This window comes from Streptomyces sp. NBC_00019 (genome assembly GCF_045041015.1).
In the GTDB taxonomy this organism is placed as follows: Bacteria; Actinomycetota; Actinomycetes; order Streptomycetales; family Streptomycetaceae; genus Streptomyces.
In genome coordinates this window covers 6,405,754-6,418,685 of the sequence record NZ_CP108302.1, presented here as the reverse complement: position 1 = coordinate 6,418,685, position 12,932 = coordinate 6,405,754, and the positions used below count along the sequence as shown (strand labels likewise).

The 12,932-nt window shown below is 71.6% G+C and carries 14 protein-coding genes; 6 read left to right on the top strand and 8 right to left on the bottom strand.

Annotation, left to right across the window (positions count from 1 at the left end; translation table 11 throughout):
• The first annotated feature begins 423 nt into the window (after positions 1–423).
• Entirely contained in the window at positions 424–1,425 is a 1,002-nt protein-coding gene (locus OHU89_RS30435; protein ID WP_405647542.1) for a tellurite resistance/C4-dicarboxylate transporter family protein, read from the top strand.
• On the opposite strand, the gene OHU89_RS30430 is transcribed toward OHU89_RS30435, so the two are convergent.
• Positions 1,403–1,756, bottom strand: a complete 354-nt coding sequence (locus OHU89_RS30430; RefSeq protein ID WP_267015067.1) for a hypothetical protein — start codon at positions 1,754–1,756, stop codon at positions 1,403–1,405. The genes OHU89_RS30435 and OHU89_RS30430 overlap by 23 nt on opposite strands.
• Before the next feature lie 424 nt (positions 1,757–2,180).
• On the opposite strand from OHU89_RS30430, the gene OHU89_RS30425 reads away from it, so the two are divergent.
• Positions 2,181–3,230, top strand: a complete 1,050-nt coding sequence (locus OHU89_RS30425) for an NlpC/P60 family protein (protein ID WP_405647539.1) — start codon at positions 2,181–2,183, stop codon at positions 3,228–3,230.
• A 10-nt stretch (positions 3,231–3,240) separates the two neighbouring features.
• Here OHU89_RS30425 and OHU89_RS30420 read toward each other — a convergent pair whose 3' ends face one another.
• The 3 genes from OHU89_RS30420 to OHU89_RS30410 form a co-directional block, all read right to left on the bottom strand.
• Positions 3,241–3,915, bottom strand: a complete 675-nt coding sequence (locus OHU89_RS30420) for a DUF4232 domain-containing protein (RefSeq protein WP_405647536.1) — start codon at positions 3,913–3,915, stop codon at positions 3,241–3,243.
• A gap of 189 nt (positions 3,916–4,104) precedes the next feature.
• Complete coding sequence (locus OHU89_RS30415) at positions 4,105–4,815, bottom strand: response regulator transcription factor (RefSeq protein WP_361480853.1); 711 nt, start codon at positions 4,813–4,815, stop codon at positions 4,105–4,107.
• Entirely contained in the window at positions 4,812–6,104 is a 1,293-nt protein-coding gene (locus OHU89_RS30410; RefSeq protein WP_266888888.1) for an ATP-binding protein, read from the bottom strand. Before OHU89_RS30410 ends, OHU89_RS30415 begins: the two co-directional genes overlap by 4 nt.
• Before the next feature lie 189 nt (positions 6,105–6,293).
• Between OHU89_RS30410 and OHU89_RS30405 the strand changes: the two genes are divergently transcribed.
• Together OHU89_RS30405 and OHU89_RS30400 are read left to right on the top strand one after the other, a co-directional pair.
• Entirely contained in the window at positions 6,294–7,784 is a 1,491-nt protein-coding gene (locus OHU89_RS30405; protein ID WP_405647533.1) for a PspC domain-containing protein, read from the top strand.
• Positions 7,771–8,016 (top strand): hypothetical protein, encoded by a 246-nt coding sequence (locus OHU89_RS30400; protein WP_405647531.1) that lies wholly within the window; start codon positions 7,771–7,773, stop codon positions 8,014–8,016. Before OHU89_RS30405 ends, OHU89_RS30400 begins: the two co-directional genes overlap by 14 nt.
• A 49-nt stretch (positions 8,017–8,065) precedes the next feature.
• On the opposite strand, the gene OHU89_RS30395 is transcribed toward OHU89_RS30400, so the two are convergent.
• From OHU89_RS30395 to OHU89_RS30385, 3 genes are all read right to left on the bottom strand, one after another.
• The gene (locus OHU89_RS30395; RefSeq protein WP_405647528.1) at positions 8,066–8,593 is read right to left on the bottom strand and encodes a TQO small subunit DoxD; all 528 of its coding nucleotides are present in this window, start codon (positions 8,591–8,593) and stop codon (positions 8,066–8,068) included.
• A 147-nt stretch (positions 8,594–8,740) separates the two neighbouring features.
• Entirely contained in the window at positions 8,741–9,097 is a 357-nt protein-coding gene (locus OHU89_RS30390) for a hypothetical protein (RefSeq protein WP_405647526.1), read from the bottom strand.
• Positions 9,098–9,112: 15 nt separating this feature from the next.
• The gene (locus tag OHU89_RS30385; RefSeq protein ID WP_405647524.1) at positions 9,113–10,390 is read right to left on the bottom strand and encodes a hypothetical protein; all 1,278 of its coding nucleotides are present in this window, start codon (positions 10,388–10,390) and stop codon (positions 9,113–9,115) included.
• Between the two features lie 187 nt (positions 10,391–10,577).
• On the opposite strand from OHU89_RS30385, the gene OHU89_RS30380 reads away from it, so the two are divergent.
• Complete coding sequence (locus tag OHU89_RS30380; protein ID WP_266888894.1) at positions 10,578–11,468, top strand: DUF4429 domain-containing protein; 891 nt, start codon at positions 10,578–10,580, stop codon at positions 11,466–11,468.
• Positions 11,469–11,488: 20 nt separating this feature from the next.
• On the opposite strand, the gene OHU89_RS30375 is transcribed toward OHU89_RS30380, so the two are convergent.
• Positions 11,489–12,292 (bottom strand): class II aldolase/adducin family protein, encoded by an 804-nt coding sequence (locus OHU89_RS30375; protein WP_046261636.1) that lies wholly within the window; start codon positions 12,290–12,292, stop codon positions 11,489–11,491.
• Between the two features lie 162 nt (positions 12,293–12,454).
• Here OHU89_RS30375 and OHU89_RS30370 point away from each other — a divergent pair, with 162 nt between their 5' ends.
• Entirely contained in the window at positions 12,455–12,928 is a 474-nt protein-coding gene (locus OHU89_RS30370; protein ID WP_405647522.1) for a pyridoxamine 5'-phosphate oxidase family protein, read from the top strand.
• Positions 12,929–12,932 lie beyond the last annotated feature (4 nt).

Below are 12,932 nucleotides of genomic sequence, written 5' to 3'. Positions count from 1 at the left end.
GGGGAGGAAGGCAGGGCGGTGGGCGTCGCTGTGGACTGCGCGCACTTCGGCGGGGGCGGATAGGAGTAGGTCGGAGTGGCCGACCGCGCGGCGCCGGCTCCATTGGCCGCCCCACCTTTTTGACTCCCGCATGCGGTGAGACTGACCGCCACGAGGGCGGCGCCGACGAGGGCGAATGATCGTCTGAGGGACATGGCGAGAGTCTGGCGCCCCGGACGGTCGATTGTCATGAGCGGAACTACTCAGATGACGCCCAGGTGGGCGGGGTCCGACGTGATCCGGCGGGCGTGGGACACATCTGCCATCACTCAGTGCACCGGCCGCCGAGCCGCGCCCCCTCCCGTGCCTGCGCCCGCGCGTATTTGCCCGCGCCCGCTCGCGCGCCCTGCCCTCGAGCTGGGCCGCGCTCCTTAGCATCGCCCCATGTCCGGCGCCTCCTCCCGCTCCCCTCACTCCCCCCTCCCCGCCTGGTGGGCCCAGCGGCCGCCCGCCGCCGGGGCTGCCGTGATGGCGACCGGCATCGTGTCCGTCGGTCTGCATCTGACGGGGCACGAGACCCTGTCGCGGATCGCCCTCGTCCTGGCAGGCGTCGCGTGGGTCGCGTTGGCCGCCGACTTCGCCGTACGGCTGCTGTGGGACCGGGCGAGGTGGGTGGCGGAGGCCGAGACGCCGGGCGCGCTCACCGCCGTAGCGGCTACGGCCGTGCTCGGTACCCGTGTCTCGGCGCTCGGCTTGCAGCAGCTCGCCGAGGCGCTGCTCGCGATCGCCGCGCTGTTGTGGCCGGTGCTGATCGCGCTGGTCGTGACGCACTGGACGCGGCGGATGCCGGGGGCGGTGTTCCTGGCCTGCGTCGCCACGCAGGGTCTCGCGGTGCTCGGTGCCACGCTCGCCTCGGCCGAGTCGACGGCGTGGCTCGCCCACGCGGCGCTCGTGCTGTTCTGGCTCGGCCTCGTGCTCTACGGCATCGCCCTGGCCCGCTTCGACCCGCGGCAGGTGACCGCGGGCGCCGGGGACCACTGGGTGGCCGGCGGGGCGCTCGCCATCTCGGCGCTCGCCGGGTCGAAGCTCGTCGCGGCCGACAGCGCGCCGCTGTACCTGTGGAACGACGACGACAGCGGCGTCCTGCGGGCCGTGACGGTCGCGCTGCTGGTGCTCGACCTGGCCTGGTACGTCGTACTGCTCGTCGCGGAGGCGCTGAAGCCGCGGCCGCGCTACGACGTGCGCCGTTGGGCGACCGTGTTCCCGATGGGCATGACATCGGCGGCGACGCTGTCCGTCGCCGCCGCCCTCGACGTGTCCTGGCTCAGGACACCCGGTCAGGTGCTGCTGTGGATCGCGGTGGCGGCATGGCTCGCCGTCGCCGCGGGTGCCGTCGCGTCGGCGCGCGCCGGCCTCACGTCCCTCAGGTCCACAGCACCGCGATGAAGATGTTCGCGACGGTCAGCGCGCCCACCAGTCCGAACAGCCCCTTCTCCACCTTCTCGTCGTCCCGCTTCACATAGACGAGGCCGAGGATCACCACCAGCACGGCCAGCTTGATGCCGATCTTGACGTTGTTGACGGACTGGTCGTCCGCCTGGTTGAGGCCGACCAGGATCACCCCGGTGACCAGCATGGTGAGCGCGCCGTGCAGCATCGCCGGGACGAAGCGGGCGGTGCCCTGACCCATGGCCTTCATCTGGGTGAGGAATCCGCCGAGCAACGAGGCGATGCCGATGATGTGCAGGCCCACGAAGAGGTGGATGAGTACGTCCATGAGGCCGGAGCCTAATCAGGGGCACTTGAGTCCCCCTACACCGCCCTGCCTCTTCCGCCACTATCCCGCACATACGTGACCTTGCATATATGCGGCCCATAGCACCCCGTCACCTCCCCGCGTTCCGGAATCCGCACTTCGGTCATCACCCTGCGTGAAGTCGACGGCGCGAGAACGGAATCACGGTCGCATGCGGTCACCCGGCGGTCTCCTGAGACCAGTTCCGCGCAACCCGTTACCCCCACGACACCGCGAGGTTTAGCGTCCTCCTCCAGGTGACCGGCTCCCCACCGCCGCCCGGGCCAGGGGCGGCAGTCGGACACCACCGCCGAGAAGGTCCGGCGGCGGCCCGCTCCCCCTGTGCGGGCCGCCGCCGGACGCGTGAACCGCTCCGGGCGGTCGTACGAAAGGACGTGCAGTCCACGTGGCAGCGCACCGCAAGCCCAGGCAGCGCTCGGCCGGCGGCAATACGGTCCGTACGGCGGCAACAATCGCCCTGGCGGGCGCGGCGACCGCGACCGCCTTCGACGGGACCGGGTATGCCGAGCCGAATCTGACACCTGCGCAGGTCAAGGCGAAGGTGGACAAGCTGTACCAGGAGGCGGAGGTCGCCACCGATAAGTACAACGGCGCGAAGGAGAAGGCGGAGGGAGCCGAGGAGCGGCTGAGAGCGCTGCGGGACGCGGCGGCGCGCAAGGCGGACAAGCTCAACTCGGCGCGGGACGCGCTGGGTTCGATGGCGGCGGCACAGTACCGCGACGGCGGCCTCGACCCCGCGCTGCAACTGGCGCTCTCCGACGACCCCGACCGCTATCTCCAGGGCGCCGAGTTCGTCGAGCGCGCGGGCACCCGGCAGGCGGCCTCCGTCACGAGCGTGCGCAGACAGCTGCGGGAGATCGAGCAGTTGCGCGGTGCCGCCCATATCGAGCTGGCCTCGCTCAAGTCGCGGCAGGCGGAGCTGAAGCGGCACAAGAAGACGATCACCGGAAAGCTGGACGCGGCGCGCCGGCTGCTGGCGCAGCTGCCGACCGAGGAACGCACGGACGAGGTGCAGCGCGCCTCGCGCTCCTCCGGCTCCGGTGCCCGCGACGGCCTGACCGCCGCGGGCTCCGTACCGGCCCCCAACTCCCGCGCCGCGGCCGCCGTTTCGTACGCCTCCTCGAAGCTTGGCAGCCCCTATGTCTGGGGCGCCACCGGCCCCGACGCCTTCGACTGCTCGGGGCTGATGCAGGCCGCCTACCGCTCCGCCGGGATCTCCCTCCCGCGCACGACGTACGCCCAGATCGACACCGGCCGCCGCGTCGCCCGCTCCGAACTCCTCCCGGGTGACCTGGTGTTCTTCTACTCGGCCATCAGCCACGTCGGCATCTACATCGGCAACGGCCAGATGATCCACGCCCCGAACCCCTCGGCGCCGGTGCGCGTCGCGCCGATCGACGAGATGCCCTTCGCGGGGGCCACGCGGGTGGTGTGAGCGGCTGCCGTCACCTGGCGAACGTGAACTTCTCGACCGCGTCGAGGTCGGTGTTCCAGTACGTGACGCCGGGGTTGGGGCCGGGGGTGAGGAAGTCGGTGCCGTCGGGCAGCCTGATGTCGAGCGGTGCCCCTTCCTCGCCGCTGTTGGGCTCGCGCTCCATGTAACCGAGGCCCAGCGACTCCACGGTGGTGGTCTTCTCGCCCGCCCGGAAGAGGAACAGGCCCGCGTACGCCTTCTCGTTCGGCTCGATCGTGGCGACCGCCTGCGGCTTCGACTCCATCGGACCGAGCGGGTTCTCGGTCTCGTCGCCGAGGTACACCCGCGGGTAGTGGTAGAGGGTGCAGGCCGAGTCGCCGACGTTGGTGGCCGTGATGAGGAGGTGCCTGACCTCGTCGTGCGGGTAGACCGACGTGGCGATCGAGAGGTCGGGGTCGGCGCAGGCTCTGGTGGCGTCCTCACCGTTGTCGCCGTTGTCACCGCTGTCCCCTGCCCCCGCGGAGCTGCTGGGGGCGGCCGAGCCGCCGGGCGTGGCGGAGTCGGTCGCGGTCGGGCTCGCGGACGGGGAGGTGTCCGCCTTGTCGTCGGTGCCGCCACCCGGCTCGCACGCCGTGGACGCCAGGAGCGCGGCGACGGCCACTGCCCCCAGGGTGTACGTCTTCCAACTCCTGCGGGCAGCGCCCATGGTGATCCCCCGTGTGTCGTCGCAAGACTCGAATGGTCTTGCTGACGACTCGATTCTGCACAGGCCGGAGCTGTGGGCCACCTCTCCCGCGGTGTCGTTACGGATCATGGACATGGACGGCACCGTTCCGTCCCGCTGTCACGGCATCGCCCACGGACCGCCGGCCGAAAGCCTGCGACGCCCCCGGCCTCACACCAGCCGTCGAGCCGTGGCCCAGCGAGTCAGCTCATGCCGGTTCGACAGCTGCAGCTTCCGCAGCACCGCCGACACATGGGACTCGACCGTCTTCACCGAGATGAAGAGCTGCTTGGCGATCTCCTTGTACGCGTACCCCCGCGCGATCAGCCGCAGCACCTCCCGCTCCCGCTGCGTCAGACGGTCGAGGTCCTCGTCCACCGGCGGCGCGTCCGTGGACGCGAAGGCGTCCAGTACGAACCCGGCGAGCCTCGGCGAGAACACCGCGTCGCCGTCCTGGACCCGGAAGACGGAGTCGACCAGATCAGTACCGGTGATCGTCTTGGTGACGTATCCCCGCGCGCCGCCCCGGATCACACCGATCACATCCTCCGCCGCGTCCGAGACGGACAGGGCGAGGAAACGGACCGGCTGTTCGGCGTCGGCCATCAACGGGGCGCAGCGGCGCAGGACTTCGACACCGCCGCCACCCGGGAGATGGACGTCGAGAAGGACCACCTCGGGCCGGGTCGCGGTGATGACGGTGACCGCCTGGTCGACGTCCGCGGCTTCGCCGACGACCTCGACACCGGTCTCCTCGGTCCGGCCGATCTCAGCTTGTACGCCCGTTCGGAACATGCGGTGGTCGTCGACGAGGACCACGCGCACCCTGCGCTCCTCCGCGCTGTCGGTGGCCTCCGCCGTACCGTTCGCCTCGTCGCTCATGACGTCTTCTCCGCCCTCTCCATCTCCAGCTCGACCTCCGTGCCGCCGTCCGGCACCGCGCGCAGCCGCGCCGTGCCGCCGTTGCGCTCCATGCGGCCGATGATCGATTCTCTGACACCCATGCGGTCGGCGGGTATCGAGTCGGGGTCGAAGCCCGGACCGCGGTCCCGGACCGACACGAAGACCGTCCGTCCCTCGACTTCGGCGTAGACCTGAACCGCGCCGCCCTCGCCACCGTACTTGGCGGCGTTCACCATCGCCTCGCGCGCGGCCTGCATCTGCGGGCCGATCCTCTCGTCGAGCGGGCAGTCGCCGACTATGACGACCTCTATGGGGACGCCGTGCTTGTCCTCGACCTCGGCGGCATTGCGCCGTACCGCGTCGGCGAGGGTCGTGGGTTCGTCGGCCTCGTCCTTGCCGGTGCCCTCGGGTTTGTAGAGCCAGGTGCGCAGGTCGCGCTCCTGGGCGCGGGCGAGGCGGCGCACCTCGTTCGCGTTCTCCGCGTTGCGCTGGATCAGGGTGAGGGTGTGCAGCACGGAGTCGTGGACGTGGGCGGCGACCTCGGCGCGCTCCTGGGCGCGGATGCGCATCAGGCGCTCCTCGGAGAGGTCCTGGGTCATGCGCACGAGGTAGGGGCCGGCGAGGAGCGTTATGCCGACGAGGACCGCGAGGGCCGCCTGCAGGACCGAGCCGAGGTGGGCCGCGGAGCCCTGCAGGACGAAGATGCCGGAGACGCCGGCCGTGACCAGCAGGACGCCGCCCGCGGCGCGCAGCAGGCTGAGGGTGCGCTTGCGGCGGCCGACCTCGACCCAGCGGGCCCGGCGGGCGTTGTCGGCCTGGCGCCAGACCAGGGCCACGCCGGCGCCGACCAGCACGGCGGGCCAGAGGTAGGCCTTGGCGCCGGTGCCGAGATTGACGTTGCCCACGAAGACCATGGCCACGACGACCATGAGGAGCAGGGCGACGATCTGGCCCTTGTCGGGCCTGCGGGCGACGAGTCTGCGGCGGCCGTCAGGCGAGGCCTCGGTGGAGACGAGGGACGGCGGCCGCTGCCCGCCGACCCCACCCACCCCGAGCGGCACGAAGAACCAGAACGCCGCGTACAACAGGGCACCGAGCCCGTCCGCCATGAACAGGCCCACGAAGACGAGCCGCACCCAGATGACGGGCAGCCCGAGATGCCCGGCGAGCCCCCGCGCCACACCACCGAGCCAGCGTCCGTCACTGCTGCGGTAGAGCTTGCGCGGCGGCCGCGGTTCGACGAGTGGCGCTGCTGCGGCTTCCGGCATGCCATCGATGTTCACACGGCGGGCGGGCGGGGGCATCAGGGTCGGCCCCCTAGACGCCCCTGATCTTCGAAACATGCAGAAACGTCGGGCCGTCGAACGCCTCCCCGGCGGCGGCTCAGGGGCGATATCAGGGTCCGGCCAGGGTCGTTCCGACTCCCGCCGGGGCGGCTCGCCCGTCACCATGGACACATGACAGATCACCAGCACGCCGCGGACCCGGCGCCCGACGAGGGTGCCTCGTCCGCCGCGCCTCCCGCGGCCGCCGCGGGTGAGGATGCGCGCGCCCACGTGCGGGCGGGTGCGCGGACGGAATCGGGTACGGCCGACCGGCCGGGCCCGGCCGACGGCCCGCCCGGCAGCCCGGCCGGCGCAGGGGTCGAGGCACCCGGCGAGGCCGGGACCGCCGCTCCGCCCGCGAGGTTCCGGCGCGACCGGCGGTTCAAGGTGCTCGCCGGGGTGTGCGCGGGGCTCGGGCGGCAGTGCGACATGGACCCGGTGATCTTCCGCATCACGCTCGCCGTGCTCTCCGCGACCGGCGGCATCGGCCTCATCTTCTACGGCTTCGCCTGGCTCCTCGTCCCGTACGAGGACGACGAGGAGAACGAGGTCCGCAAGCTGCTGACCGGACGCGTCGACGGCCAGGCCCTGACAGCTGTGCTGTTCGCGCTGGTCGGCTGCGGGGTGTTCCTGACGATGCTGAACAACGGCGGGGTACTCACCTTCGCCGTCGTCCTCTCCCTCCTCCTCGCCGGCACCGGGTACTGGGCCCGCCAGCGCGGCGCCCCCGACACCGACCCCCTGGCCGCGCAGGCCGTCGCCGACGCCCCGCCGGAGGCCCAGGCACCGCCGGTCGGTCCCGGATACCCGTCCTGGTGGCGCGAACCCATCGTCAAGGACGGAACGCACGAGGGCGGTACCGGCTATCTGTGGGGCCCCCGCGACTCCCGCGACCGGGACATCGCGGCGGCCGTCAACATCGGCCTCGGCAGATACGACGGGGCGCGCGCCGCCACCCGCACCGCCCGCCCACAGCCACCGAAACCGCGTGGCCCTCGCTGGATCGGCGGCTGGGTCTTCCTGTTCGCCCTGCTCGCGGGCGGTCTCGGCACGGGCCTGACGTGGGACGAGCACCCGCTCGGCACCAGCCTGCAGACCGGCCTGTCCTGCGCCCTCATAGTCATCGGCCTCGGCATCGCGATCAGCTCCTTCCTCGGGCGTACCGGGGCGGGCTCGATCTTCCTGGCGGTGATCACGGCGGGACTCCTCGCCGGGTCGGCCGCGCTGCCCAAGGACATCGGCACGCACTGGATCGAGGAGACCTGGCGACCCGCCGCGGTCGCGGACGTCCAGCCCAAGTACGACCTCGGCACCGGCGTCGGCACGCTGGATCTGACGGGCCTTGACCTCACCAAGGGACAGACGGTGACCGCCCGGGCCGAGGTGGGCGTGGGCAGGCTGAAGGTGGTCGTACCGAAGGACGCGACCGTGAAGGTCAGCATCGACGTGGGCGTGGGCGACATCCAGCTCCCGGGCGACGACCAGGAGGACGTGGACGTGGAACCGGGCAAGTACAAGGAGGTCACCCTGACACCCCCCAAGGGCACCAAATCCTCCGGCACCCTCGACCTCGACCTCCAGGTCGGCGTCGGCCAAGCGGAGGTGAGCCGTGCTACGTCATGAGTTCCGCCCCGGCAAACTGCTCGCCGGCCTCTTCCTGGCCCTGGCCGGCATCATCTACGCCGGCGACGCGGGCGGCATCTGGGAGACCCCGTGGTTCGCGGTCATCCCCATCGTCACGGGCGGCCTCTGCCTGGCAGCCGCGACGGGCCTCGCGACTCGCGCGATCCGTCGACGGCATGCGGGGGGTGGGGCGGGCGCGGGGGCGGTGGGCGAGTCGGAGAGAGCGGGCTGACCGAGGGGGCGGCGGGGCCGGCCCCCGGCCGACTTACGCCGCCGTCCGACTAATACGCCGCCGCCCGTCCCCGTCGTCGGGATCGCCAGGCTGCGTCCACTGAGAAGTTTGCGGCGCCGGCGAGGACGAGGGGGAGCCAGGCCATCAGGTAGGCGAGGTCGTTGCCGTAGTAGTACGGGTCCGAGGCCCAGCTCATCGTCAGCCAGAGGCTCAGGGAGATCAGGGCTCCGCCGAGGGCGGCCAGGCGGGCGAGGAGGCCGAGGAGGGTGCCGATGCCGACGGCCAGTTCGCCGAAGGCGATGGCGTAGCCGAAGCCGACGGGGCTCTTCAGGGCCATGTCGATCATGTCGGGGATCGCCGCGGAGTCCCGGACGTTGCGCATCTGGTCGCCGATGGAGCCGGGCCCGGAGGCCTTCATGAAGGCGCTGTCGGTGAGTTTGTCCAGGCCGGCGTAGATGAAGGTGACGCCGAGGAAGAGGCGCAGTGGGAGCAGGGCGTAACGGGCGGCGGTGTCCCGCCAGCCCCGATCGCCGTCGTAGTAGGGGGTGTGCGTGTCCGTACGGAAGCTGTGCGTCATCGCTCCGAGCCGCCTCTCACCCAGCGTGCCGTGACCCCTCAAAAGACGATACGCACGAACGGGAGATGTCGCTCAATGCTGACGCGACCGTTTTCCGCCGCTCGGGCACACTCGCGCCGACGCCCGCCCGGCCGGATGCCCGCAGCGTCAGATGTGGGCCCGGATCTGACGTACGGGGTGTCCCAGCGCCTTGGCGACGGCGGCCAGCTGCTCGTCGGTGAGCCGGCTGAGTTCCGGGTTCCACGCGGCGATCTCGAAGCGGGCGAAGCCGCAGGGCCAGTCGAAGTCGAGCGTGTCGAGGGAGGTGGTGGCGTCGCAGCAGGGGACGTCCACGAAGAGGGTGGGGAAGCCGTCCTGGTGGTCCTCGACGAGCTCCGCCCACCAGTCGAGGTCGATCGAGCCCCGGCAGTGCGGGCACCCGATCCGCGTCAGGTTCTGGCCGCTGTCGACCACGGCGGGCGCGTCGTACCAGTCCGCCCACGATTCCGTCCACCCACCGCTCATGCCCCCACCCACCCCTCAGTCCGTCACGTCGATCCCGTACCGATTCGTCTCCACCCCCGCCGCAGTGACCACCTGTACCTCCACCCGTCCGGGCTCCACATCCGCCGGCACCGGCACCGTCAGGACCGCGTCCGTCGGGTTGCTGAAGCCTCCGTTCACCGGGACGAGGGGGACATGGACGTGGACGGTGCCGACGCGGACCGTCATGCGGGACAAGCGCTCCGCACCCTGCGCGCCCGGGGGGACGAAACCGGCGCCGCGGATCTCGATGTCGTCGCCCGTGCGGATCGGCGCGTCGAGGTCGCCGGCCTCGCGGGCGCGGACCACGGAGAGGATGACCGGGCGGCCGCCCTCGGCGTATTTGCCGGCCACGTAGGTCGCCGCCGAGATGAGGACGACCACCGCCAGTCCCCAGGGGAGATCGGGGAGTTGGTCGGGGCGGCGGGCCAGGCGGACGGCCGCGAACAGCAGGGCGACGGTGCTGATCACGACGTACTGGATGTCGGCGAAGGTGCCCCGGCCCGCGTCGTCCGTCAGGAGGTCGGCGGCGCGCGGACGGTCGGCGCGTACCTTCTGCAGCCGCTGTCCCAGGACGCGCAGGCCGACCACGCGCCGCACCAGGACCGCGATGCCGCACACCACGGCGAGGACCGTCACCACCCCCGCGCCGCGGGCGAGGTCGAAGCCGGAGATCAGCGTGTCGCGCTCGGCGGGGTCGGAGGCGGCGGCGAGGCGGCCGACCAGGACCAGCACGGCGTACGCCACGAACAGCACCCAGGCCACGGCCACCGCGCGCGAGGTGGACAGGCGGTTGTCCTCGCCGATCACGGGCGCGAGCGCGCCGCCCCGGGCCCGGTGGAACCAGGACGCGGCGGTCAGCACGCCGGCCGTCAGCAGCGCGGCCAGCAGACCGGCGGTCCGGGCCGAGGTCCAGCCCGCGCCGATCGCCGTCAGCGCCTGGACCAGCAGCAGGGCGACCACGCCGGCCCACACCGTGTACGCCGTCCGGCTCCACATCCGCACCAGCCAGGCCTCGCCGTCGGCGCGGCCGCGTTCGGCGACGAGTTCCGCGGACTGGGTCAGCTCCTCCGACACCCACTGGCGGGAGGCGGAGGCCGAGTGGGCCACGGCGGCCGGCAACCCCTGTCCGGCGGCGTACTCATCCCGTTTCAGCACGAATTCGGCGACCGCCCGCCGATGCCCCGCCCGCGCCCCGTGCGGACAGTCCCCGCAGGTGCAGCCGCCCCCGTGAGCGCCAGCCTCCACGCTCTGTCTCGCCTCCTGCACCGCCACGTCCGACGCCTGCCTTCCCCGCGATTCCCACGCGCTGCGGCCCTGCCGAAGCCTCGGCGAACCGCTCTGCAACTCCCGTGCGATGACAGCGAATTGTGCCCTACGCCACTGGGTCCCCGTCCGGCAGGTCTGGTCAGGGCGGGTGAAGACCGGGCCGCCGTGTTGACCCGGCTGCGAGAATTTGCCTATGGCCGAGATCATCCAGCGCGACGGGACCTGGGCCTTCGACGGCGCAACGGTCAGGATCACGCCGGGACTCCACCGCTCCGTGCCGCTGTTCCGGCAGACGTACGGTGAGATCGCCGTACCCCTGGAGGCTGTGTCGGGCGTGGTCTACGAACCCGAACGCAAGCGCGGGCGGCTGCGGATGCGGCTGCGCGAGGGGGCGGACCCGCTCCTCCATGCGACGGGCGGACGGCTGCCGGACCCGGCGGACCCCTACCGGCTGTTGGTGGACATCGACCGTTCGGGGGTCGCCGAGTACATGGCGGAGGAGATCCGCCGGGCGCTGCTGCTCGACCAGGTCCCCAAGGAGCCGACGAAGACGTATCTGCTGGCCGGTCCGCCGGTCCCGGTCTCGGTGCGCTCCTCCGACGGCACGGTCTCCTTCGACGGTCTCCAGGTCCGTATCGACTGGTCGGACACCTCCGACCGGGTCAAGCGGGCGACCGGGCCGCGGATCATCGCCATCGGCGACGTCGTGGGGGTCGAATGGCTGCCCAACTCCGGCTACGAGGACGGCTTCCTGCGCTTCGTGACCCGTGAGACGGCGTTCTCGAAACTGCCGCCGGAGAAGGACCCGTACGCCCTCGATCTGTGGGGCAGCGCCCGCCGCGACCTGCTCACGGCCCTGGTCGCCACCGCGGTCACCGCCCGTCTCCCGCACCCTTCCACCCGCACCGGCAACGAGCTCGCGGAGGGCCGCCCCGCCCAACTCCGGGCGGCCGTCCCGCCCCAGGCCGACCACCACGACGTACTCCTGCGCAGGCTCCGGGAGCTGGGCGAGCTGCACCGCGACGGGGTGCTCACGGACGAGGAGTTCGCGATGACCAAGGCGGCTGTGCTCCGGGGGTTCTGAGCCCCCTTGACCATGAGGGCTCAGCTCAGCAGATCCGGCTCACTGCGACTGATGTCCTGCCACAGCGGCTGATAGTTGATCCACGCCACCAGGTCCCCGCCCAGCTGCTCCCGCGTCGCCACCGCCGCCTTGTGCTCGATGAGAACCGGGCGGCCGGCCGCCCTGGCCGTCAGCTGGACCTGCGAGGACCGCTCCATGGACAGGAACCACCAGGCCGCCGCGTCCACCGAGTCCCCCACGGTCAGCAGGCCGTGGTTGCGCAGCACCAGGCCCTTGCGGCAGTCGAGCGCGGCGGCGATCCGCCGCCCCTCGGCGGCGTCGACGGCGACACCCGAGTAGGCGTCGTAGACCGCGTGGTCCTCGTAGAACGCGCAGCTCTCCTGGGTGATCGGGTCCAGGAGCTCCCCCAGGGCGGCCAGCGCGCGGCCGTGCACGGAGTGGCAGTGGGCGACCGCGACGACGTCGGGGCGGGCGGCGTGGACCTGGGCGTGGACGGCGAACGCGGCCTGGTTGACGTGGTAGCGGCCCTCGATGACCTGCCCCTCGGAGTTGGCGAGGACCAGGTCGCTCACCGTCACGTGCTTGAAGGGCATCCCGAAGGGGTTGACCCAGAAGCAGTCGGTGAATTCCGGGTCGCGCGCGGTGATGTGCCCGGACACCCCGTCCTCGAAGCCCAGCCGTCCGAAGATCCGCAGCGCCCCCGCGAGCCGTTCCTTGCGGTGCCTGCGCTCGTCCTCGACCGCGTCGTGCATCGGCGGCATCGCGAACTGGAGGCTGTCCGTGGGCAGGGGTGTCGGCGGGTTGGGCCCATACGTCCCGTGCATCTGTCCTCCAGCACTGGGGTTGCTTTACGGGGCGGAAGTTACCGCCGGTCAGCGCAGGAGAACAGAGCCGTTATGAAAAGATGACGTGCGCAATCGATCCGGCCGACGCCACTTCGCGCAATACGGACAGCAGATGTCGGGTATCAGCGCCAGACTCGCCGTATGACAGCAAACTGGGCGGCCTTCACCACCGCCGAACCCGACTTCGCCAAGCGCGTCGAGGAACGCTTCGGCGCCTTCACCCACCACACCCTCGCGACCCTCCGCAAGGACGGCTCCCCGCGCACGAGCGGCCTGGAGGTCCGTTTCCTGAACGGCGAGCTCTGGCTCGGCATGATGCCGGACTCGCTCAAGGCGCTCGACGTGCTCCGCGACGGGCGCTTCGCGCTCCAGGCGAACCCCGGTGAGGGGCAGAGCATGGGCGGCGGGGACGTCCGGATCAGCGGGCGGGCGATCGAGGTGGTGGACGCCGAGACGAAGGCCGGATACGGCGAAGAGGTGGAACCGCCGGAGCCGTTCCACCTCTTCCGCACCGAGCTGACGGAGGTCGTACGGACCTACGTCGAGGACGACAAGTACCTGGTCGTCCAGGTCTGGAAGCCCGGAGAGCCGGTGCGGACCCTCAAGCGGACCTGACCTT

Bases quoted from the DNA above. Each gene is read 5' to 3' on its own strand.
- OHU89_RS30435 (WP_405647542.1), top strand. From the start codon at position 424: ATGTCCGGCGCCTCCTCCCGCTCCCCTCACTCCCCCCTCCCCGCCTGG.
- OHU89_RS30430 (WP_267015067.1), bottom strand. From the start codon at position 1,756: ATGGACGTACTCATCCACCTCTTCGTGGGCCTGCACATCATCGGCATC.
- OHU89_RS30420 (WP_405647536.1), bottom strand. From the start codon at position 3,915: ATGGGCGCTGCCCGCAGGAGTTGGAAGACGTACACCCTGGGGGCAGTG.
- OHU89_RS30415 (WP_361480853.1), bottom strand. From the start codon at position 4,815: ATGAGCGACGAGGCGAACGGTACGGCGGAGGCCACCGACAGCGCGGAG.
- OHU89_RS30410 (WP_266888888.1), bottom strand. From the start codon at position 6,104: ATGCCGGAAGCCGCAGCAGCGCCACTCGTCGAACCGCGGCCGCCGCGC.
- OHU89_RS30405 (WP_405647533.1), top strand. From the start codon at position 6,294: ATGACAGATCACCAGCACGCCGCGGACCCGGCGCCCGACGAGGGTGCC.
- OHU89_RS30395 (WP_405647528.1), bottom strand. From the start codon at position 8,593: ATGACGCACAGCTTCCGTACGGACACGCACACCCCCTACTACGACGGC.
- OHU89_RS30390 (WP_405647526.1), bottom strand. From the start codon at position 9,097: ATGAGCGGTGGGTGGACGGAATCGTGGGCGGACTGGTACGACGCGCCC.
- OHU89_RS30380 (WP_266888894.1), top strand. From the start codon at position 10,578: ATGGCCGAGATCATCCAGCGCGACGGGACCTGGGCCTTCGACGGCGCA.
- OHU89_RS30375 (WP_046261636.1), bottom strand. From the start codon at position 12,292: ATGCACGGGACGTATGGGCCCAACCCGCCGACACCCCTGCCCACGGAC.
- OHU89_RS30370 (WP_405647522.1), top strand. From the start codon at position 12,455: ATGACAGCAAACTGGGCGGCCTTCACCACCGCCGAACCCGACTTCGCC.